Here is a 22,386-nt window from a genome sequence, read left to right on the forward strand (position 1 = left end):
GGTGTCGGGCGGGCGGTGCGGTGTGGTGCGGCGGGTGTCGGTCGGTTGCGAGCGGGAGGCGTGATGGGCACGCGGGACGAACTGGTCATCGGCGTCACCACCGGCCCGGACGCCGGGTTGTGCGCGGCGGTCAGCGGCGCGGGCGGGTTGGGCGTGCTCGACCTCGGGCCCGGCGACCACCGCACGCGCGACGCCCTCGCGCAGCTCCCGGCCGGGGTCTGCTTCGGCGTGCGGGTGCCCGCCGGCTGCGCGCTGACCGTGGACGAGGTGCTCGACCTGCTCGGCGAGCGCGCCGCGCGGCTGGACGTCGTCCTGCTCGGCCCGGACGCGCCGTGGCCGGTCGCCGACATCCCCAACCGGCACTTCGTGCTGGCCGAGGTGACCTCCCCGGCGCAGGCGCTGGAGACCGGCGCGGACGGCGTGGTGGCGTGCGGCGACGACGGGCCGCTGAGCACGTTCGTCCTGCTCCAACAGCTCCTCGGCGCGCCGGACCTGGCCGTGCCGGTGTGGGCGCGCGGCGGGATCGGGCCGCGCACCGCGGCGGCGGCCGTCGTGGGCGGGGCGGCCGGGGTGGTGCTGGACGCGGAGCTGACCGGGCTGCCGGAGTCCTCGGCGGCGGTGACCGGGTTCCTCGCGCCCCGGTTCGCCGCCCGCTACGGCAGCGTGCCGCGGTTCGTCCGGGCGGTGCGGTCGGCGGTGGAGGAGGCGGTGCGGGCCGACCTGCGGCCGGTGCTGGGGCGCGGTTCGCTGCTGGCGACGGCGTTGGGCGTGGACCTGCCCGTGGCGCAGGGCCCGATGACGCGGGTCAGCGACCAGCCGGCGTTCGCGGACGCGGTGGCGCGCGAGGGCGGCCTGCCGTTCCTGGCGCTGGCCCTGGCCTCGGGCGAGACGACCCGGGAGATGATGACCCGGACCCGGGAGGTGCTGGGCGACCGGCCGTGGGGCGTCGGGGTGCTCGGGTTCGCCGACGAGGCCGTGCGGGCGGCGCAGCTGGACGTGATCCGCGAGCTGCGCCCGCCGGCGGCGATCATCTCCGGCGGGCTGCCCGACCAGGCGGCGGAGCTGGAGGCGTTGGGCGTCGCGGCGTTCCTGCACGTGCCGTCGCCGGACCTGCTGCGCGGGTTCCTCGCGGCGGGCACGCGGCGGTTCGTGTTCGAGGGCGCGGAGTGCGGCGGGCACGTGGGTCCGCTGGGCAGCTTCCCGTTGTGGGAGGCGCAGGTCGGCGTGCTGGAGGAGTTCCTGGACTCCGGGTCGGACGGCGTGCAGGTGCTGTTCGCGGGCGGCGTGCACGACGCGCGGTCGGCGGCGGTGGTGGCGGCGCTGGCCGAGCCGTTGGCGCGGCGCGGGGTCGGGGTGGGCGTGCTGATGGGCACGTCGTACCTGTTCACGGCGGAGGCCGTGGCGTGCGGCGCGGTGCTGCCCGGGTTCCAGCGGCAGGTGGTGGCGGCGACGGCGACCGAGTTGCTGGAGACCGCGCCCGGCCACGTCACGCGGTGCGTGCCCAGCCCGTACACCGCGGAGTTCCGGGCGGTGGCGGCCGGGCTGTCCGGCGACCGGGAGGCGTGGGCGCGGCTGGAGCGGCTCAACGCCGGGCGGTTGCGGGTGGCCAGCAAGGGGTTGCGGCGCACCGGGTCTTCGATCGAGGCGGTGTCGGACGAGGAGCAGGTGGCGTCCGGGTTGTTCATGGCCGGGCAGGTCGCGGTGCTGCGGTCGTCGGTGACCACGGTCGCCGAGCTGCACGCGTCGGTGACCGCGGCGGCGGAGGAGTTCCGCGCGACGCGGGCCGCGCGGGTGCGGCACGAACTCGGGCTCACCGAACGACCGGTGCGGCGCGGCGGGCCGGTGGACGTGGCGATCGTGGGCATGGCGTGCGTGTTCCCCGGCGCGCCGGACCTGGAGTCGTTCTGGGCCAACGTGGTCGGCGGGGTGGACTCGGTCGGCGAGGTGCCCGGGCGGCGCTGGGACACCGCGACCTACTTCGGCGAGGGCGCGGACCGGACGCCGTCGAAGTGGGGCGGGTTCCTGCCCGAGGTGCCGTTCGACCCGTTGAAGTACGGCATCCCGCCGGCGTCGCTGGCGGCGATCGAGCCCGTGCAGCTGCTGGCGCTGGAGGTCGCGCAGCGCGCGTTGACCGACGCCGGGTACGGCGGCGGCGGGTTCGACCGGTCGCGGGCGAGCGTGGTGTTCGGGGCCGAGGCGGGCAGCGACCTGTCCAACGCGACGACGCTGCGGATGGTCCTACCATCCTATGTGGACGGTGTGCCGGCCGGGCTGGCCGCGCAGCTGCCCGCGTTGACCGAGGACTCCTTCCCGGGGCGGCTCGCGAACGTGATCGCCGGGCGGATCGCCAACCGGCTCGACCTGGGCGGGGCGAACTTCACCGTGGACGCGGCGTGCGCGTCGTCGCTGGCGGCGGTGGACGTGGCGTGCAAGGAGCTGGTCGGCGGGTCGAGCGACCTGGTGCTGGCCGGGGGCGCGGACCTGCACAACGCCATCGACGACTACCTGCTGTTCGCGTCGGTCGGGGCGCTGTCGCCGACCGGGCGGTGCCGGACGTTCGACTCCTCCGCCGACGGGATCGCGCTGGGCGAGGGCGTGGCGTGCGTGGTGCTCAAGCGGCTGGCCGACGCCGAGCGGGACGGCGACCGGGTGTACGCGGTGATCCGGGGCGTGGGCAGCGCGTCCGACGGCCGGGCGCTGGGGTTGACCGCGCCGCGCGCGGACGGGCAGCGGCGGGCGTTGGAGCGGGCCTACGCGTCGGCCGGGATCTCGCCGGCCGCGGTGGGGTTGGTGGAGGCGCACGGGACCGGGACCGTGGTGGGGGACCGGACCGAGTTGGCGACGTTGACCGAGGTGTTCGCGGAGGCGGGCGCGGCGCCCGGGTCGTGCGCGCTGGGGTCGGTGAAGTCGCAGATCGGGCACACCAAGTGCGCGGCCGGCCTGGCGGGGTTGATCAAGTCGGCGCTGGCGGTGCGGACGGGGGTCCGGCCGCCGACGCTGTTCGTGGAGCGGCCCAACGCGGCCTGGCTGCCGGACCGCTCGCCGTTCGTGTTCCACCGGGCGGCGACGCCGTGGCCGCGCCCGGCGGCGGAGCGGGTGGCCGGGGTGAGCGCGTTCGGGTTCGGGGGGACGAACTTCCACGTCGTCCTGGGTGGTCACCCTTCGGCGGCGGCGGTGCGGCACGGGCTGGTCGAGTGGCCCGCGGAGGTGTTCCTGTTCGCGTCGGACCGGGACGTGGCGCGGGTGTTGGCGTTGGCCGAGACCGGGGCGTGGTCGTTGCGGGACCTGGCTTTCACGGCGTTGTCGGCCGGGTCGGTGGCGGTGGCCGTGGTGGCGTCGTCGGTGGACGAGCTGGTCGGGTCGTTGCGGGCGGTGCTGGCCGGTGGTGAGGCCGACGGCGTGTACCGGGGCGGGGTCGACGGTGCGTGCGGGGTCGGCGGGAAGCTGGCGGTGCTGTTCCCGGGGCAGGGCAGTCAGCGGGCGGGGATGTTGTCCGAGCTGTTCTGCGCTTTCCCGGAGTTGCAGCGGTTCGCGCGCATGGCGCCGGACTGCGTGTTCCCGCCCGCGTTGTTCTCGCCGGAGGACGTGCGCGCGGCTGCCGCGCGGGTGCGGGACACGCGGGTCGCGCAGCCGGCGTTGGGTGCCGTGGGGTTGGCGGTGCACGAGCTGTTGCGGCGGCTCGGGGTCGAGGCGGACATGTTCGGCGGGCACAGCTACGGCGAACTGGTCGCGTTGGCGGCGGCGGGGGCGTTCGACGCGGCGACGCTGCTGTCGTTGAGCGAGGCGCGGGCGGCGGCCGTGGTGGAGGCGGCGGGGGCCGATCCCGGTGGGATGGCCGCGGTGTCCGGGTCGCTGGAGGCGGTGACCGCGGCGGTGGCCGGGTTGGACGTCGTGGTGGCCAACCACAACGCGCCCCGGCAGGTGGTGGTCTCGGGGCGGGACGTCGAGGGTGCTCTGGCCGCTTTGCGGGCGGTGGGGATCGCGGGGAAGCGGATTCCCGTGGCGTGCGCGTTCCACAGCCCGGTGGTGGCTCCCGCTGTCGAGTCGTTCGCCGCTGTGCTGGCCGGTCACCGGATCGGCGCTCCGGACCGCCCGGTGTGGGGGAACCGCGGGGCGCGGCCGTACGGGGCGGACGTGCGGGGTGAGCTGGCGGCGCAGATCGGTGCGCCGGTGCGGTTCGTGGACCAGGTGCTCGGCATGTACGAGGCCGGGGCGCGGGTGTTCGTGGAGGCCGGGCCGGGGACGGTGCTGAGCGGTCTGGTGGGCGAGATCCTGGCCGATCGGCCGCACACGGTGGTGGCGGTGGAGGAGCGGCCGGGGCTGGTGGGGTTGCTGCACGCGGTGGCGCGGTTGGCGGTGGCCGGGGTGCCGGTGCGGGGGGAGTGGCTGTTCGGGGGACGGGGTGCGCGGGACGTGTCGGGGATGCCGGTGCCGCGGACGCCGGGGTGGGTGGTCGACGGGCAGACCGTGCGGACGGCGGACGGCGAGGTGGTGCCGGGCGGCCTGGCACCGGCCAAACAGGTGCCACTGACTGCGCCTCCGACTGTGCCCGACCGCGAGGCCCTGGTGGAGGACTTCCTGCGCACGAGCCGGGAGTTCGTGGCGGTGCAACGCGACGTGATGCTCTCCTACCTGGCCTCACCCGCAGACCCACCCGCCACTCCCGGCAGCACCCCTGCTGCCTCCGCTGGGGCCGTGCCTGCCGCCTCCGCTGGGGCCGCCCCTGCCGCCGAATCCGCCCCTGCCGCCGCACCCACCACTCCCGCCGACGTGCTGACCACGGTCGTCGAGGTGATCGCGCGGCGCACCGGCTACCCGACCGACCTCATCGACCCCGGCCTCGACCTCGAAGCCGACCTCAGCATCGACTCCATCAAGCGCACCGAGATCGCGACCGAGCTGACCGGCCACCTCGACGCCCGGGACCGCCTGACCGCCGTGGTCAAGTCCCGCACCGCCGCCGCGATGGCCGAAGCCCTGTCCCACCAGCCGACCGGTCAACTACCCACGGACCTCAAGTTGACCGGTCATCTACCAGCGCCCACGAAGAGGGTGGCCGCGCCGCGTCGGTACGAGTTCGAGGAGGTGCCGGTGCCGGCTCCCGAGATCCCGATGACCGCCCTGGTCGGCGTGCACCTCGTGGTCGCGGGTGGGCCGGCGGAGTTGGCCGAGGAGGTCGCCGGGCAGTTGTCCGCGCGGGGTGCGGTGGCGGTGGTCGTGAGCGGGCGGGGTCGGTTGGACGGTCTCGACCGGGTGGACGGGGTCGTCTCCCTGCACGCCTTCGAGGACGAGCCGGTCCTGCCCACCGCCTTCGACCTGTTCCGCTCCGCCCTGCCCCGCGCCTCCCGCGTCCTCGCCCTCACCCCCGGCCGGTCGCGCGACGGGCTGCGCGGCTTCTTCCGCTCCCTCCACCGCGAGCACCCGGACACCACCTGCCGCCTGGTCGAACTCCCCCCGACCGCCGACCCGGACACCATCGCCCGCACCGCCGCCGCCGAAGCCGCCACCCCGCGCGACGAACCGGTGATCATCACGGGGGACGGCGACGCGAGGCGCACCCTCCGCCTGGCCCCGCGCGACCTCCGCACGACCGAGGAGACGCCCGACCGCCGCACACCCGACGGCACGCGTGACCTCAGCGGGCCAGCGCTCACCCTCGACCCGGACGCCGTGGTCCTGCTCATCGGCGGCGCGCGCGGCATCACGGCGGAGGTGGCCAAGGCGCTCGGCTGCCGGCTCGTCCTCGCCGGCCGCACCGCCCCCGCCCCCGCTCCCGCTCCCGCCACCGGCACCGCCCCCGCCACCGGCACCGCCTCCGCCCCCGCCACCAGCACCGAACCCGCCCCCGTCCCCGTCCCCGCCCCCGAAGGCGACCTCCCGACCCTGCGCGCCCACTTCGCCCGAACGGGCACCCCACCCCAGCACATCGACCGCGAAGCCCGCCGCGTCCTGGCCGCCCGCGAGGTCCGGGCCACCCTCGACCACCTCGGCGACCGCGCCACCTACCACCAGCTCGACGTCCGCGACACCGCCGCCCTGCGCCGCCTGGTCAAGGAGGTCCACGCCGAGCACGGCCGCCTCGACGGCGTCGTCCACGCGGCCGGCGTCATCGAGGACCGGTTGGCCGTCGACAAGGACCCCGAGTCGTTCGCCCGCGTCCACGCCACCAAGGTCGAAGGCGCGAAGGCACTGCTCGAAGAACTCCGCGACCTGCCCGCCCCGCCCCGCTTCACCGTCTTCTTCGGCAGCATCTCCGCCGCCGCCGGCAACCGGGGCCAGACCGACTACGCCGCCGCCAACGACGCCCTGGAAGCCCTCGGCGGCACCGATGCCCTGACCGTCCACTGGGGACCGTGGTCGCCGGAAACCGGCATGGTCACCGAAGAACTCGCCAACGCCTACGCCGAACGCGGCATCGCCGTCATCGACCCGGCCGCCGGCGTCCGGGCCCTGCTGGAAGAACTGCGCCACGGCACGACCGGCGCGGTCGTCCTCACCGCCTCGGAGTGGTCATGACCGGTGTCGTCCTGCGCGAGTACGGGGCCACGGGCCGCCTCGGCGTCGTCAACCCCACGCCCGAACGCCTCCAGCGCGCCGAGAAGGTCGCCCGCCGGGGACGGCCGTGGCGGGGCCGCGACGACATCTGGTTCAGCCCGGAACCGCTGCGCGGCGGGGTCGTCTTCCTGTTCCCCGGCCTGGAGGCGGAGTTCAAGCCGCGCGTCGAGGACCTGGTCGACCACCCGCTGGACCTGCGCACCGACACCGTCGGCCGGCACGCGGCGGCCGTGCTGACGACGAACAGGGTCGTCGACGAAGCGTTGCGGCGCACCGGCATCCGGCCAGACGCCGTCGCCGGGCACAGCGTCGGCGAGTGGAGCGCGATGGCGTCCGGCGGAATGTTCGACAACGCCGAGCTGCACGAACTGCTGGGCCGCACCGACCTGGACGCCCTGCGCGTCCCCGGTGTCGAGTTCGCGGTGCTGGGCTGCCCGCTGCCCCAGGTCGAACTGCGCTGGCCCAACGTCGTCGTCTCGCACGAGAACTCCGCCAACCAGACCGTGGTGTGCGGTCCGGCCGACGAGATCGCGGAACTGACCGAGCACCACCGGCGCAAGGCCGTCATCTGCCAGGTCCTGCCGTTCCGCTCCGGCTTCCACACGCCCGTGCTGGAGCCGTACCTGGAGCAGTTCCCCATCCCGAAGCTGCCCCTGCACCCGCCGCACACCCCGGTCTGGTCGGCCACCACGGCGAGCCCGTTCCCCGCCGCCGAACCCGCCGTGCGCGACCTGTGCCGCCGCCACCTGCTCGAACCGGTCCGCTTCGCCACCCTGCTGCGCGCCCTGCACGACGCCGGGTTCCGCGCGTTCGTGCAGGCCGGGCCCGGCACGCTCACCTCGCTGGTCGCCGACACCCTGCGCGACCGCGACCACCTCGCCGTCGCCGCCACCTCGCCGCACCGGTCCGGGGTCGAGCAGCTCCGCCGGGTCGCCACCGCGCTGTGGGTGGAAGGCCACCACCCGGACTTCAGCGCCCTCGACCCGGCCCCGGGACCGCGCGGCGCGCTGGCCGAGTTCCAGGCGGTGCTGCGCGAGGCGGAGGCGGCCGTCGCCGCCGTGCTCGACGCCCAGCGCAAGATCGAGGTGTCCACCGCGGCCATGCCGCACCTGCTCGACCACTGCTTCGCCCACCAGCGCCCCGGCTGGCCGGACGAGTCGGACCTGCGGCCCGTCATGCCCGCGACGACCATGATCGCGCACCTGGTCGACGCGGCGGGACGGGCCGCGCCCGGCCGGGTCGTCACCGACCTGCGGGACGTCCGCTTCCACCGCTGGCTGGTCGCCGCACCCGGCCACCGCGTCCAACTGTCCACAAGAGACGGACACGCCAAGCTGGGCGACTACGCCGACGCCGCCATCACCACGGCCCACCGCCACCAGCCCGCCCCACGCCCGTGGGACATCCCGCACGACGAGCGGGAACCGGTCCTGCCCGCGCACCGCCTCTACGACGAGCGCTGGCTGTTCCACGGCCCGGCCTACCGCGGCCTGACCCGCACGGTCGCCGTCGGCGAACGCTCGATCCGCGGCCGGATCACGGTGCCCGGCGCGCCCGGCGCGCTGCTGGACAACGTCGGCCAGCTCCTCGGCCACTGGCTGGTCGAACGCCACCCGGCCCGCTGGATCGCGTTCCCCCGCGGCATCGACCACATCCGCTGGCACACCGCCGAACCGCCCGCCGGGTCCACAGTGGACTGCATGGTCCGGGTCACCGAACTGACCGAGGACACCGTCCGCGCCGACGCCCAGGTGATCCGGGACGGCGAGCTGGTCATCGCGATCACCGGCTGGACCGACCACCGCTTCGACGGCGGCGCGGACGGCGGCGCGGTGCACCGGTTCCCCGAGACCAGCACGCTGTCGCGGCCCACCGCGGACGGCTGGTGGCTGGTCGTGGACCGCTGGAGCCTGGCCTCCCGCGAGTTCTACCTCCACAAGTACTGCGGCGCGGCCGAACGCGCCGAGTACGCGCAGTGCCCGCCCACCCACCGCCGCGACTGGCTGGCCGCCCGCGTCGCGGTGAAGGACGCCGTGCGCGGCGCGCTGTGGCGGGACGGCGCGCCGCCGCTGTTCCCCGCCGAGATCCGCGTCCGGCAGGACGGCGACCGGTTCACCGCGCACGGCCTGCACGGCCTGGCCCTGCCGCCGGTGGCCGTCACCGTCCTGCGCTCACCCGCCGGCGCGATCGCCTGGAGCGCGTGCGCCGAGCTCGTTCACCAGCAGGGGAAGGACATCGCATGACCACGACCACCGTCCTGGACGAGCTGCGCTCGATGCTGGTCCGGGTGCTCGACCAGTACGGGCTCGACGACCTGGAGATCACCCGCGAGACGAGCTTCCACGACGACCTCGGCCTGGAGAGCATCGACCTGGTGACGCTGGGCTCGTTGCTGGTCGAGCGCTACGGCGAGCACGTCAACCTGGCCGCCTACCTCGCCGAGCTGGACCTCGACGGCGTGATCGCGCTGACCGTGGGCGACCTGGCCGACTTCGTGATCGCGCGGGTGGGCTAGGTGGCCGTCCTCGACGTCAACGGGCTGCGCACGCACTACCAGCGCATGGCCGCCAAGGACCCGGTCGGCGAGCCGCCGGTCGCGGTGTTCGTGCACGGCCTGGGCTACGACAGCCTCGCCAGCTTCTACCTCACGCTCGCCGCGCCGGTGTCCGAGGCGGGCATCGACGTGCTCACCTACGACCTGCGCGCGCACGGCCGCACCGAACGCCCGCCCACCGGCTACACGGTCAAGGACTTCGTGTCCGACCTCGGCGCGCTGCTCGACGGCCTGGGCGTGGACCGGCCGGTGCACCTGGTGGGCAACAGCTTCGGCGGCACGATCGCGTTCAGCTTCGCCGCCGCCCACCCGCACCGGGTGCGCAGCGTCGTGGCCATCGAGGCCGAGCCCGCGACCGGGCCGTGGGCGGACAAGATGGGCCGCACGCTGGTCAACGTGGTGCACGAGCTGGGCAAGGAGGAGAACCTGCGCCGGCTCGCCGAGACCTTCGGCAACCACCACGCCAAGCTCGCCCGCGCCGCGCACGGCATCATCCGGTCCACCACCATCGTGGAAGAGGTGCCGACCGGGCCGTTGCTCTCGCCCGAGGACCTCATGGGCATCCGGTGCCCGGTCCTGTCCATCGTGGGCAGCGAGGGGTTCCAGCAGGACGACCTGACCGCCGTGCAGGACGCGTTGCCGAACTGCCGCACGGTCGTCATCGAGGGCCAGAACCACTCGGTGCTGGTCGAACGGCACCGCACGGTCCGGGAGCTGGTGCTGGACTGGGTCGCGGAGCACGACGGGGAGCGCAGGGCGGCGTGAGCGGGTTCCTGTTCGTCGTGCCGCCGTTCGTCGGCCACGTGAACCCGGTGATCGGCGTGGCGGACGAGTTGCGCCGCCGCGGTCACCCGGTCGCGTGGACCGGCGACGAGGGGTTGCTGGGCCGGCTGCTGCCGTCGGACGCGGCGATCCACCCGTGCGGGCCCGCGCCGCTGCCGCCCCGGCCGGACTCGCTGCGCGGGTTCGCCGCGATGCGGTTCCTGTGGGAGGAGGTGCTGGTGCCGCTGGCCGTGTCGATGGCGCCGGGGGTGGCGCGGGCGGTGCGCAGCGCGCACCCGGACGTGCTGGTGGTGGACCAGCAAGCGTTTGCGGGGGCGTTCGTGGCCGAGCGGGAGGGGTTGCCGTGGGCGACGGCGGCGACGACGTCCGCCGAGTTCACCGACCCGCTGGCCGGGCTGCCCGCGGTGCGCGGGTGGCTGGCCGAGCAGGTGGCGCGGGTGCGCGGCGCGGTCGGCGTGCCCGGGGTGACCGACCCGCGGTTCTCGCCGCACCTGGTCATCGGGTTCACCAGCGGGTTGCTCGCCGGGGACGTGGGGGAGCCGGTGCACCTGGTCGGGCCGGTGCGGGGCACGCGGTCGGGGCTGGTGCGGTTCCCGTGGGACTGGCTGGACCCGTTGTGCCCGTTGGTGTTCGTCAGCCTCGGCACGGTCAGCACCGGGTCGCGGTTCCTGCGCGGGTGCGTCGAGGCGATGCGGCCGCGGCCGTGGTTGCAGGCCGTGGTGGTGGACCGCGGCGGTGAGCTGCGCGGGGACGTGCCGGCGAACGTGCTGGTGCGCGAGGAGGTCCCGCAGGTGCCGTTGCTGGAGCGGGCGAGCCTGGTGGTGTGCCACGCCGGGCACAACACGGTGTGCGAGTCGCTGGCGCAGGGCGTCCCGCTGGTGGTCGCGCCGATCCGGGACGACCAGCCGATCGTCGCCGACCAGGTGGTGGCGGCCGGCGCGGGCATCCGGCTGCGGTTCAACCGGGCCACGGCCGCGCACATCGGTGACGCGGTGGACACCGTGCTGCGCGAGCCTTCCTACTGGGCCGGCGCCGAGCGGGTGCGGGAGTCGTTCCAGCGGGCCGGCGGGGCGCGGGAGGCCGCCGACCGGCTGGAGTCACTGCTGTCCGCGTGACCGGCGGACGTTGCGCGCCGCCGCGTACCCGCCGACGACGGCCATCAACGCGGCCGTGCCGAGCGCGGCGGCCACGGGTCCGGCGGCGGGCCGGCCGAGGGCGAGGGCGCGGGCCGCGTCCACCGCGTACGTCACGGGGTTGGCGGTCGAGAACACCCGCAGCCACGCGGGCATCGCCTCCACCGGCAGGTACGCGCTGGAGCCGAACATCAGCGGGAACATGACCACGAACGACACCGCCTGCAACGTCTCCGGCTTGCCCTGCCCGGTCGCCAGCGCCAGGAACAGCCACGACGCCGCCCACCCCAGCACCACCGTCACCGCCAGCGCCGCCACGAGCCCGGTCACCCCGGCCGGGCGAAAACCCAGCAACGGCACGGCGGCCAGCGTCGCCACGAGCAGTTGGGCGGACAGGCGGGTCGCGGCGGCGAGGGTGCGGGCCACCAACGGCGACAACGGGTGCACGGGCAGGGCGCGCAGCCGTGCCGCGAAACCCGAGTAGATCTCGCCCAGCGCGCCGACGCCCGTGCCGACGGCGGTCGTGAGCGCGATGTTGACCAGGGTGGCGGGCAGGAGGTAGTTGACGTACCCGTCGTAGGCGTGGAGCGCGGGCAGCGCGCCGACCGCGTCGAAGACCTGGCTGAACAGCAACAGCATCACGACCGGTTGCAGCAGCCCGAAGAACACCAGCCTCGGGTCGGCGAACGCGGTGCGCAGGGAACGCCCGGTGAGCACCCGCACCTGCGTGACGACCCCGGCGCCCCGCCGGCAGTGTCGGCCCATCGTCCGACTGTACTGAGTGGACAGCCGTGGTTTCTCCGCTCTGCGGGGCAATAATCCGGCGGAATTTCCTCGGTCGTGGACAACAGTTCCGTTGCTACGCTCGGCGTTGTGCGCAAGACGATCCTGATCACCGGCGCCAGCGCCGGTCTGGGCGCGGAGATGGCCCGGCAGTTCTCCGCCATGGGCCGGACGCTCGCGCTGTGCGCCCGTCGGGCGGAGGAGCTGGAGCGGCTGCGGTCGGCTCTGCCCGGCCCGGCGTCGGTCCGCGTGCTCGACGTGACCGACCACGACGCCGTGTTCGCCGTGTTCGGTGCGTTCGCCGCGGAGTTCGGGACGCTGGACCGGGTGGTCGTGAACGCGGGCATCGGCAAGGGCCGCCCGATCGGCACCGGCGGCTTCGCCGCCAACCGCCGCACGGCGGAGACCAACTTCGTCGCGGCGCTGGCGCAGGCGGAGGCGGCGATGGAGATCTTCCGCCGGCAGGGCCACGGGCACCTGGTCCTCGTGTCGTCGGTGAGCGCGCTGCGCGGCCTGCCGGGGTCCGCCACGGCCTACGCGGCGACCAAGGCCGGGGTGTCGGCGCTGGCCGAGGGCATCCGGGCGGACGTCCTGGGCACGCCGATCAAGGTCAGCGCGATCCTGCCGGGGTACATCCGGACGGAGCTGAACGCCCGGCTGCGTGCGCCGTTGATGGTGGACACGGTGGTGGGTGTGCGGGCGATGGTGCGGGCGATCGAGCGTGAGGCGCCTCGTGCGCTGGTGCCGGGGTGGCCGTGGCGGGTGTTGGCGCCGGTGGTGCGGCATGCGCCGTTGCGGGTGCTCAAGCGGGTGCTCTGACCTGCGGAAAGCAACAGATCGGCGGTTCGTGGCCTTCTAGTGGCGTTCGGTGGCGGCCGGTTGGGTGCCGCCACGCTACCGGGGAGTGTGCATGAGCCGCAGATCCAGGCGGTTGTGGGCGGTCGCGTTGGCCGTCGGCGGGGTGGTCGCCGCCGCGCCGGCCACGTCGGCGGCGCCCGAGGGGTGGCCTCCGGCCCCCGGTTCGATTCTCGCACGGGGGACCGACAGTGGCCGGTACTCGTGGGTGGGCGGCGGGGTCGGGATGGCGCCGGGCGCCGAAGGGGGCGACGGCGAGGTCACGTTGGTGACCGGGGACCGGGTCGGCGTGCGCGGCGGGCGGGTGTCCGTGGTGCCGGGGGCCGGGCGGGAAGGGGTCGGGTTCTCGGTGCGGACCGACGTCGACGGCAGCGTGCACGTGACGCCGCACGACGTGGTGGCCGACATCGCCGCCGACCGGCTCGACCCCCGGCTGTTCGACGTCGGCGCGCTGATCCGGTACGGCTTCGACGACGCCCGCACCGACAAGACGCCGCTGATCGTGACCTCCGAGGGCGGGTCCTTCCGGGCCGCCGGCGGGCGGGCGCTGGCCAGCGTGCGGGGAGTGGCGTTCGAGGCGGACAAGAAGACGCCGTTCTGGGCGGACCGCGCGGCCGGCGTGCGCTCGGTGTGGCTGGACGCGCCGGTGGAGGCGACCCTGGACCGCAGCGTCGCGCAGGTCGGCGCGCCGCGGGCGTGGCAGGCCGGGCACACCGGGGCCGGGGCGACGGTGGCCGTGCTGGACAGCGGCATCGACGTCACGCACCCCGACCTGGCGGACGCCGTCGTGGACTCCGCGTTGTTCGCCGACAGCGACAGCACCGACGACCGCGCCGGCCACGGCACGCACGTCGCCGCGACCATCACCGGTTCCGGGCGCTACCAGGGCGTCGCGCCGGACGCGAAGCTGCTCAACGTCAAGGTGCTCAGCGACAGCGGTCGCGGCCGGACCTCCGACGCCATCGCGGGCATGGAGTGGGCCGTCGCGGCCGGGGCCGACGTCGTCAACATGAGCTTCGGGTCCTCCTCGGCCGGCGACGGCAAGGACCCGCTGTCCGAGGCGGTCAACCGGCTCACCGCCGAGAGCGGCGCGCTGTTCGTCGCGTCGTCGGGCAACAGCGGTCCGCGCGAGCAGTCCCTCGGCACGCCCGCCGCCGCCGACGCGGCGCTGACCGTCGGCGCGGTGGACCGCGACGACGCGCTCGCCGAGTTCTCCTCCCGAGGCCCGCGCCCCGGCGACGGCGCGATCAAGCCCGACATCACCGCGCCGGGCGTGGACATCGTCGCGGCCAAGGCCCGCAACGGCACCATGGGCACCCCGGTCGGGGACGCCCATGTCGCGCTCTCCGGCACGTCCATGGCCGCGCCGCACGTCGCCGGCGCGGCGGCGGTCCTGGCCGCCCGGCACCCCGACTGGAAGGCCGACCGGATCAAGGCCGCGCTGACCGCGAGCGCCACGCCCAACCCGGCCGTCGCCACCCACCACCAGGGCACCGGACGGCTCGACCTGGCCCGCGCGGACCGCCAGACCACCACCGTGGACCAGGCGAACCTCGCCCTCGGCGTCGCCCGCTGGCCGCACCACGACGACGCGCCGATCACCCGGACCCTCACCTACACCAACGACGGCGCCACCCCGGTCACCCTGCGCTTCACCGCCGACGTGCGGGGCGCGGACGGCGCGCCGGCCCCGGCCGGCCTGGTGACCGCGACGCCGGCGGAGGTCACGGTCCCGGCGGGCGGGCGGAGCGAGGTCGTCGTCACGGCCACCACGTCCCTCGACGCGCCCGACGGCGGGTACAGCGGGGTCGTCCTGGCCGCCGGCGACGGCGTCGAGCTGCGCACCGCGCTGTCGTTCACCAAGGAGGTCGAGAGCTACGACGTCAAGCTGACCACGACCGACCACAGTGGACAGCCGTCGCCGTACTTCTACCACCGGTTCGTCGACCTCGACCAGCGCCGGCAGTTCTCCGGCTTCGGCGCGGACGAGGCCGTCGTGCGGCTGCCGAAGGGCCGGTACTTCTTCGACTCCTCGCTCATCACGAACATCGACGGCCTGTGGTGGAGCACCCGGTACGCCGAGCCGGCGCTGATCGTGGACCGGGACCACCACCTGCCGCTGGACGCCGCGCTGGGTCGCGAGAACTCCGTCACCCTCGACCGCCCCGACGCCCGGCCCGGCCACACGGTGATGCTGCTGGAGGTCAAGACCGCCTGGGGCTACACCAACTCCGGCGACTTCGGCCGGGACTTCGAACGCCTGCTGTGGGTGCCGTCGCGCACGTCGCTGCCGGGTTCGGCCCGGTACGCGGTCACGACGACGCTCGCCCGGCCCGACGGCCAGGGCGGTTTCGAGGGCAGCCCGTACCAGTACAACGTGTTCTGGGCGCACGACGGCGGCGTGCCGGAAGATCTGCACCACGCCTTCGCCGACCGCGACCTGGCCCGCGTGAACACCGTCTCGGCCGCGCAGGCCCCCGACAAGCGGGGCTACCGCGAGTTCCTGGCCGGCGGGCCGCTGCCGTTGCGCGTGGCGGAGTACTTCTCGCCCGAGGCAGCGTGGCTCAGCCACTTCGCCCAGATGCGGATGGCCGAGGGCTACCGCGAGACCAGCCTGTACGAGACGCGGTACCGGCGGTTCGCGGCGGGCACCACGACGGATGAGCGCTGGAACGCGGCGGTCTTCGGCCCGGCCCTGCCGGTCGTCCAACGGCCCGACCACTGGGCGGGGCGGCAGGGTGACGTGATGGCGTTCGCCATCCCCATGCACACCGACCAGGCCGAGACCCGTTACGGCTACTCCGAGGTGACCAAGGCGTACACGGAGCTGTTCAAGGACGGGGTGCGGATCGGCGGCATCGACACCGACGGCAGCGGCCTGGCCAACGTGCCCGCCGAGCCGGGGACGTACGAGCTGACCGTGCGGGCGAGCCGGTCGGGGGTGGCGGAGCTGTCCACGGAGATCGACGCGAAGTGGACGTTCGGCTCGCAGCACGTCCCCGGTGAGCCGGTGGCGCTGCCGCTGTTCGTCGTCCGCTTCGCGCCGGCGCTGGACGACCGGAACCGGGCCAAGGCCGGCACGCCGTTCGTCATCCCGATCTACGCCCAGCACAACGGCGGCGCGTCCACGGACGGCGTGGACACCACGGAGGTGCAGGTGTCGTACGACGACGGCAAGACGTGGCGGGCCGCGCGGGTGGCGAAGATCGGCAAGCGCTGGCTGGCCTTCGTCAACCACCCCGCCGACGCCCGGTTCGTGTCGCTGAGGACCAAGGCCCGTGACACGGCCGGCAACGCGTTCGAGCAGACGATCATCCGGGCCTACGGCCTGAGGTGACGGGGGAGGGGCGGGGTGCTCAGTCGATCTCGGGAACCTCGCCCCGGTCCTCCTTGTCCTCGCCGCGGCGGCGGAGGAACGCGAAGCCGGGGATGCCCAGGATGGCCTGGCGCACGTCGTTGGTGACTTCCAGGAGCTGGTGGATGTCCGGCCCGACGCGGTCCAGAGTGGACAGCATGGGGAGCACGTCGTTCATCAGGTGCTTGGTGAGCACGGGCAGCTGGTCGACCAGCTCGATCGCCGCGTCCACCTCGTGGGTGGACAGCTCGTCGACGAACCGCGACGCCAGCGGGTGGGCGCGGTGGGCGAGCGGGGCGTAGTCGTCCATCAGCTCGCGGGAGGCGCGGGCGGTGTGCCCGGCGTCGGTGGTGACCCGCTCGGCCGCCGCCGTGACCACCTCGGCGCGAGCCATGAGCGCCTCGGTCCCCCGAACCGCCGCCCCGGCCCGGTCCACCAGCGCCTCGGTCTCGTCCAGCACCCGCTCGGTGCGCGACACCAACTCGTCGGCCCGCCGAACCACCTGCTCGGCGGCCTCCAACAACCCCAACACCCGCCCCGGCACCGAGACGGCCGTCTCGACGGTCGTCCGAGCCAGGCCCAGCAGTCCTCGCGGCGTCAACTCCATACACCCACTCTGCCGCACTCTCCCCCTCCGCGCCCACGCGAAAGCCCTTCGAAGGGCTGCCAAGCACAGGAAGGGCCGACGCCCTTCCACCCTCGGGGGCCTGCCGCGCGGCGAGCGCCGCTATCCGCTTGTGATCTTTCGCAGTGTCCAGGCCCAACACCGCCCACCGGCACCGCCCACCGCTGGACCGGCCGCTAAGCCAACGCCAACTCCACTCCGGCCTCGACGTGGCTGCGCGTCGAATCCACCAACGGCACGGCACAATCGGACTGGTCCACCAACAACGTGATCTCCGTGCACCCCAGGACCACCGCCTCGGCGCCACGCTCGACCAACCGCGCCATCACCTCGCGATAACGCACCCGCGAGGCCTCGACCACGCGGTTGCGCGTCAGCTCCTGGTAGATCACGTCGTGCACCACCGTCCGGTCCGGCTCGTCGGGCACGATCACCTCGATCCCGTGCCGGGCCATGCGTTCCCGGTAGAAGTCCTGCTCCATCGTGAACCGCGTCCCCAGCAACCCGACCCGCCGACTGGTCAACCGCTGCGCCGTCGCGTCCACGATGTGCACGAAAGGCACACCCACCGCACCCGAGACGGCCGAAGCGACCTTGTGCATCGTGTTCGTGCACAACAGGATCAGCTCCGCCCCCGCCTTCTCCAACGTCCGCGCGGCGTCGGCGAGCAGCGCCCCCGCCCGGTCCCACTGCCCGGTCCGCTGCAACCGCTCGATCTCCGCGAAGTCCACGGTCAGCAGCAGGCTCGGCGCGCAGTGGTGACCGCCCAGCCTGCGCCGGGTCTCCTCGTTGAGCAGCCGGTAGTACTCCGCCGACGACTCCCAGCTCATGCCGCCGATCAGGCCGATGGTCCGCATGCGGCCCACTCTGACCGGGCCCGCCCACCGGCGGCAACCGGATTGACCCTCTCCATCGGGAGGTACCGGACGGCTGAGACCCGCGTCACGGTCGTGCATCCGACCGACCCGGGAGCAGCCCATGAAACTGGCCAAGATCATCGCGGTGAGCAGTTCCGGCTCCGCCATCGAGTGGTACGACTTCTTCATCTACGGCACGGCGGCGGCGCTGATCTTCAACAAGCTGTTCTTCCCGACCGCCGACCCGCTGGCCGGCACGCTGCTCGCGTTCAGCACGTTCGCCGTCGGCTTCGCGGCGCGGCCGTTGGGCGGGATGGTGTTCGGGCACCTCGGCGACAAGGTCGGGCGCAAGGCCGCGCTGGTCACGGCCCTGTTCCTGATGGGCGGCTCGACCACGCTGATCGGGCTGCTGCCCACCTACGCGAGCATCGGCGTGCTGGCCCCCATCGCGCTGGTGGTGCTGCGGCTCGCGCAGGGCGTCGCCGTCGGCGGGCAGTGGGGCGGCGCGGTGCTCATCGCGACCGAGAACGCCCCGCCGCACCGGCGCGGCCTGTACGGCAGCTTCGCGCAGCTCGGGGTGCCGGTCGGGCTGGTGCTGTCCACGCTGGTGTTCCTGGGGACGTCGGCGTGGCTGACCGAGGCGCAGTTCGCGGCGTGGGGCTGGCGGCTGCCGTTTCTGTTCTCCATCGCGTTGATCATGGTCGCCCTGTACGCGCAGTTCCGGCTGGAGGAGACGGTCGCGATGCGCGAGGTCAAGGCGACCGGGACGGCGTCGTCGCCGGTGCTGGAGGTGCTGCGCCGCCACCCCGGCAACATCGCCCTCGCGGCCGGCGCGGTGGTCGTCGTCGGGGCCGGGTTCTACCTGTTCGCGACCTACCTGCTCTCCTACGGGACGACCGTGCTGGGCATGCCGCGCTCGACCATGCTCAACGCCGTGATGTGGGGCGCGGTGGCGCAGGTGCCGGCGCTGCTCGCGTTCGCGCACCTGTCCGACCGGATCGGGCGGCGGCCGGTGTACCTGTTCGGGGCGGTGACCACCGGGCTGTGGGTGTTCCCGGCGTTCCTGCTGGTCAACACGCGTTCGCCGGGGCTGGTGGTGTTGGCGGTGGTGGTCGCGCTGGTGCTGTTCGCCGCCATGTACGGGCCGCAGGCGGCGTTCTTCTCGGAGCTGTTCACCGCGCGGCTGCGCTACTCGGGGGCGTCGCTGGGCTACCAGGTGGGCGTGATGCTGGGCGGGGCGTTCACGCCGATCATCGCCACCTGGCTGTACTCCCAGTACCGCACGTTCGTGCCGGTGGCGGTGTTCCTGCTGGTCACCGCCCTGGTGTCGTGCGCGTGCGTGGTGCGGCTCACGGCGGCCGGTCGGGCGGAGTTGGTGCCGCAACCCGCGTGACCCGCGGGTACCGTGTCGCCCAACCGGAGGCCCACGTGGACGATGACGTTTTCGAGCTGCTCGCCGAGCTGGACGCCCTCGAACGAGCGCGTGCCGAGCGGGTCAGCCTGCTCGACACGCGGGCCGTGCTGCGCCGGCTGGCCGACCGGATCCGCGCGCAGTTCGGGTTCGACGTCAGCCTGATCGGCCTGGTCGAGGGGCGGGACCTGGTGCTGCGGCTGTGGTCGGGCACCCGCGACTCCCGCCTGCACGACCTGCCGGTGCCGATCGGGCTCGGCGTCGGCGGGCGGGTCGCGGCGGCGGGCAGCCCGATCGTCGTGCCCAACTACTACCGCTCCGACCGGATCACGCACGACTTCGACGCGCACGTCCGGGCCGAGGGCCTGGGCAGCATGGCCGCCGTGCCCGTCCGGACCGGGGAGGTCCGGGGCGTGCTGTACGGGGCGGTGCGGGGGGAGGCCGAGGTGGGGGACGACGCGGTCGACGGGTTGCGCGGGCTCGCGCGGCTCGCCGGGCTCGCGGTGGACGTGGCCGACGGCGCGGTGACGCTCGCCGACACGGCCGTGGTGGAGGAGCGGCGGCGGCTGGCGGCGTCGCTGCACGACAGCGTGGGCGCGATGCTGTTCGGCGTCGGCTCGTCGGTGCGCAAGCTGCGCGAACAGGCCGTGCCCGGCGTGGACGACCAGTTGGAGCGCATCGAGCGGCAGTTGGCGGCGGCCGGCATGGCGTTGCGCGAGTCGATCTCGCGGCTGCGCGTCGGGTCCGACCGGGACCCGGTGCGGCTGACCGCCGACATCGCCGAGTCCGTGCACGCGTTCAGCCAGCGCTCGGGCGTCGCCGCGAGCCTCGTGCCGGTCGGCGGCACGCCCAGGCTGGACCCGGCCCGCGCCGCGCTGGTCAAGCGCGTGGTGGACGAGGGTCTGCTCAACGTGGAGAAGCACGCCCGCGCCCGGTCGGTCGTGGTCACGCTGGCGGTGTCGGACCGGGTCACGGTCGCCGTCCTGGACGACGGCGTGGGCGTCGAGGAGCCCCTCGGCGGCACCGGCGCGGGGCTGCCCGCGCTGCGCCGCCAGGTCGAGCGCGCGGGCGGCACGTTGAGCCTGCTCAACACCGAGGAAGGCGGCGCGGTGCTGCGCTGCGAGCTGCCGGCGCCCTCTCCATCCGGAGAGGTCACCGATCGTGTGACCTGGGGTACGTTCCGGTGATGGCGCAGCTGAGCTACTCGTCGGGCACCTCGGACGTGCCGCTGCTGGGCGACACCATCGCCGCGAACCTCGACCGGGCCGTGGCCGCGCACGGCGACCGGGAGGCCCTGGTCGACCGGACCACGGGCCGCCGGTGGACCTACCGGCAGCTCGGCGACGAGGTGGACGCCGTCGCCGCCGGCCTGCACCACCGCGGGGTGCGCACCGGCGACCGGGTCGGCATCTGGTCGCCCAACCGGGCCGAGTGGGTGGTGGTCCAGTACGCGACCGCCCGCATCGGCGCGATCCTGGTCAACATCAACCCGGCCTACCGGGTGCACGAGCTGGAGTACGTGCTCAACCAGTCCGGCATCCGCACCCTGGTCGCGGCCCGGTCCTTCAAGACCTCCGACTACGCCGGGATGATCGAGCAGGTGCGGCCGAACTGCCCCGCCCTGCGGGACGTCGTCCTGCTCGACACTCCACAGTGGACCGAGCTGCGCTCCGACGACCACCCGGAGTGGCCGGAGCTGTCCGCCGACGACCCGATCAACATCCAGTACACGTCCGGCACGACGGGGTTCCCCAAGGGCGCCACCCTGTCCCACCACAACATCCTCAACAACGGCTTCTTCGTCGGGGAGCTGTTGGGCTACACCGAGAACGACCGCATCTGCGTGCCGGTCCCGTTCTACCACTGCTTCGGCATGGTCATGGGCAACCTGGCCGCCACCTCGCACGGCGCGTGCGTGGTCATCCCCGCGCCGGCGTTCGACCCGGCGGCGACGCTGCGCGCGGTGGCCGAGGAGCGGTGCACCTCGCTCTACGGCGTGCCGACGATGTTCATCGCCGAACTGGCCGAGCCGGACTTCGACCGCCACGACCTGTCGTCGCTGCGGACCGGGATCATGGCCGGCTCGCCGTGCCCGGTGGAGGTGATGAAGCAGGTGGTGGAGCGGATGGGCATGCGGGAGGTGTCCATCGCCTACGGCATGACCGAGACGTCCCCGGTGTCCACCCAGACCCGCCGCGACGACTCGCTGGACCGCCGGGTCGCCACGGTCGGCCGCGTGCTGCCGCACCTGGAGGTCAAGGTGGTCGACCCGGAGACCGGTCGCACCGTCCCCCGCGGCACGCCCGGCGAGCTGTGCACCCGCGGCTACTCGGTGATGCTGGGCTACTGGGAGCAGCCGGACAAGACCGCCGAGGCCGTCGACGCGGCGCGGTGGATGCACACCGGCGACCTGGCCGTCATGGACGACGAGGGGTACGTCAACATCACCGGCCGGATCAAGGACATGGTCATCCGCGGCGGCGAGAACCTGTACCCGCGCGAGATCGAGGAGTTCCTCTACACCCACCCGGACGTCCTGGACGCGCAGGTGATCGGCGTCCCGGACGTCCGGTACGGCGAGGAGCTGATGGCCTGGGTGCGCCTGCGCCCGGGAGCGGAGCCGTTGACGCCCGAGGCGCTCAAGCGGTTCTGCACGGGCAAGCTGGCCCACCACAAGATCCCGCGGTACGTGCACGTGGTGGAGGACTTCCCGATGACCGTCACCGGCAAGATCCGCAAGGTGGAGATGCGCAGGCAGGCCGTGGCGATCCTGGGCCTGGCCGACGCGGACGCGGTGGAGCACGCTTGAGGATCCTGGTCGTGGACGACCACCCCGTCGTGTGCGACGGGGTGCGGTCGCTGGTGGCCTCGACCCCGGACATCGAGGTCGTCGGCTCGGCGCGGACGGCCCGGGACGCCGTCGTCCAGGCCCGCGCCCTGCGACCGGACCTGGTGCTGCTGGACCTGCGCCTGCCGGACATGCTCGGCAGCGAGGCCCTGCCGCGGATCACGGCCGCCGCGCCCGCCGCGAAGGTCGTCGTCTTCACCGCCTACGACGACCACGCGGCCCTGTCGGCGGCCCTCGCCGGCGGCGCGCACGGCTGCCTGCTCAAGGACGTGACCGACACGGACCTGGTGGCCCAGCTGCGCCGGATCGCCGCCGGGGTCCGGGTGATCGACCCCCGGCTGCGGGAGTCGAGCGGGACGCTGTTGCAGGCGCGGCTGTTCCGGCTGTCGCTGAGCCGCCGGGAGTACGAGGTGGTCCGCCTCGCGGCGACCGGCCGGACCAACCCGGAGATCGCCGAGGAGCTGGGCCTGACCCGCAACACCGTGAAGACCTACCTGCAAACGGCCATGCAGAAGCTGGGCGCGCGCAACCGGGTGGAAGCCGTGCGCCGGGCGCAGGAAGAACAACTCCTCTGACCCCGTGACGCGGGAGCCGGGGGTCGGCCGCACGCCCAGCGGCGCGGGTGGC

At 74.2% G+C, this 22,386-nt stretch carries 14 protein-coding genes; 11 read left to right on the forward strand and 3 right to left on the reverse strand.

Going from position 1 to position 22,386, the window contains the following annotated elements; genetic code table 11:
* Window positions 1–63 precede the first annotated feature (63 nt).
* From ABD126_RS18020 to ABD126_RS18040, 5 genes are read left to right on the forward strand one after another with little or no spacing between them, the layout of a single operon-like run.
* Entirely contained in the window at window positions 64–6,516 is a 6,453-nt protein-coding gene (locus tag ABD126_RS18020) for an SDR family oxidoreductase (RefSeq protein WP_343935022.1), read from the forward strand.
* Complete coding sequence (locus ABD126_RS18025; protein WP_343935023.1) at window positions 6,513–8,798, forward strand: acyltransferase domain-containing protein; 2,286 nt, start codon at window positions 6,513–6,515, stop codon at window positions 8,796–8,798. The genes ABD126_RS18020 and ABD126_RS18025 overlap by 4 nt, the downstream gene beginning before the upstream one ends.
* The gene (locus ABD126_RS18030; protein ID WP_343935024.1) at window positions 8,795–9,070 is read left to right on the forward strand and encodes an acyl carrier protein; all 276 of its coding nucleotides are present in this window, start codon (window positions 8,795–8,797) and stop codon (window positions 9,068–9,070) included. The genes ABD126_RS18025 and ABD126_RS18030 overlap by 4 nt, the downstream gene beginning before the upstream one ends.
* Window positions 9,071–9,874, forward strand: coding sequence for an alpha/beta fold hydrolase (locus ABD126_RS18035; protein WP_343935025.1), 804 nt, complete (start codon window positions 9,071–9,073; stop codon window positions 9,872–9,874).
* Window positions 9,871–11,007, forward strand: coding sequence for a glycosyltransferase (locus ABD126_RS18040; protein ID WP_343935027.1), 1,137 nt, complete (start codon window positions 9,871–9,873; stop codon window positions 11,005–11,007). Before ABD126_RS18035 ends, ABD126_RS18040 begins: the two co-directional genes overlap by 4 nt.
* On the opposite strand, the gene ABD126_RS18045 is transcribed toward ABD126_RS18040, so the two are convergent.
* Window positions 10,990–11,790, reverse strand: a complete 801-nt coding sequence (locus ABD126_RS18045) for an ABC transporter permease (protein ID WP_343935028.1) — start codon at window positions 11,788–11,790, stop codon at window positions 10,990–10,992. The genes ABD126_RS18040 and ABD126_RS18045 overlap by 18 nt on opposite strands.
* Before the next feature lie 108 nt (window positions 11,791–11,898).
* Between ABD126_RS18045 and ABD126_RS18050 the strand changes: the two genes are divergently transcribed.
* Window positions 11,899–12,627, forward strand: a complete 729-nt coding sequence (locus tag ABD126_RS18050) for an SDR family oxidoreductase (protein ID WP_343935029.1) — start codon at window positions 11,899–11,901, stop codon at window positions 12,625–12,627.
* A gap of 91 nt (window positions 12,628–12,718) precedes the next feature.
* Window positions 12,719–16,000 (forward strand): S8 family serine peptidase, encoded by a 3,282-nt coding sequence (locus ABD126_RS18055; RefSeq protein WP_343935030.1) that lies wholly within the window; start codon window positions 12,719–12,721, stop codon window positions 15,998–16,000.
* 19 nt (window positions 16,001–16,019) lie between these two features.
* On the opposite strand, the gene ABD126_RS18060 is transcribed toward ABD126_RS18055, so the two are convergent.
* Together ABD126_RS18060 and ABD126_RS18065 are read right to left on the reverse strand one after the other, a co-directional pair.
* Window positions 16,020–16,625, reverse strand: a complete 606-nt coding sequence (locus ABD126_RS18060; RefSeq protein ID WP_343935031.1) for a hypothetical protein — start codon at window positions 16,623–16,625, stop codon at window positions 16,020–16,022.
* 194 nt (window positions 16,626–16,819) lie between these two features.
* Window positions 16,820–17,500: an aspartate/glutamate racemase family protein gene (locus tag ABD126_RS18065; RefSeq protein ID WP_343935032.1), complete on the reverse strand. Its 681-nt coding sequence runs from the start codon at window positions 17,498–17,500 to the stop codon at window positions 16,820–16,822.
* Window positions 17,501–17,621: 121 nt separating this feature from the next.
* On the opposite strand from ABD126_RS18065, the gene ABD126_RS18070 reads away from it, so the two are divergent.
* Genes ABD126_RS18070 through ABD126_RS18085 form a run of 4 tightly spaced genes read left to right on the forward strand, consistent with a single transcriptional unit; the run spans window position 17,622 to window position 22,334 of the window.
* Window positions 17,622–18,893, forward strand: coding sequence for an MFS transporter (locus ABD126_RS18070; protein WP_343935033.1), 1,272 nt, complete (start codon window positions 17,622–17,624; stop codon window positions 18,891–18,893).
* A gap of 35 nt (window positions 18,894–18,928) precedes the next feature.
* Window positions 18,929–20,098: a GAF domain-containing sensor histidine kinase gene (locus ABD126_RS18075; protein WP_343935034.1), complete on the forward strand. Its 1,170-nt coding sequence runs from the start codon at window positions 18,929–18,931 to the stop codon at window positions 20,096–20,098.
* Window positions 20,098–21,720, forward strand: a complete 1,623-nt coding sequence (locus ABD126_RS18080) for an AMP-binding protein (protein WP_343935035.1) — start codon at window positions 20,098–20,100, stop codon at window positions 21,718–21,720. Before ABD126_RS18075 ends, ABD126_RS18080 begins: the two co-directional genes overlap by 1 nt.
* A complete protein-coding gene (locus ABD126_RS18085; protein ID WP_343935036.1) occupies window positions 21,717–22,334 on the forward strand; it encodes a response regulator in 618 nt (205 codons plus the stop codon). Before ABD126_RS18080 ends, ABD126_RS18085 begins: the two co-directional genes overlap by 4 nt.
* The last annotated feature ends 52 nt before the right edge of the window (window positions 22,335–22,386 follow it).

This window comes from Saccharothrix mutabilis subsp. mutabilis (genome assembly GCF_039521145.1).
Classification (GTDB): Bacteria; Actinomycetota; Actinomycetes; order Mycobacteriales; family Pseudonocardiaceae; genus Actinosynnema; species Actinosynnema mutabilis.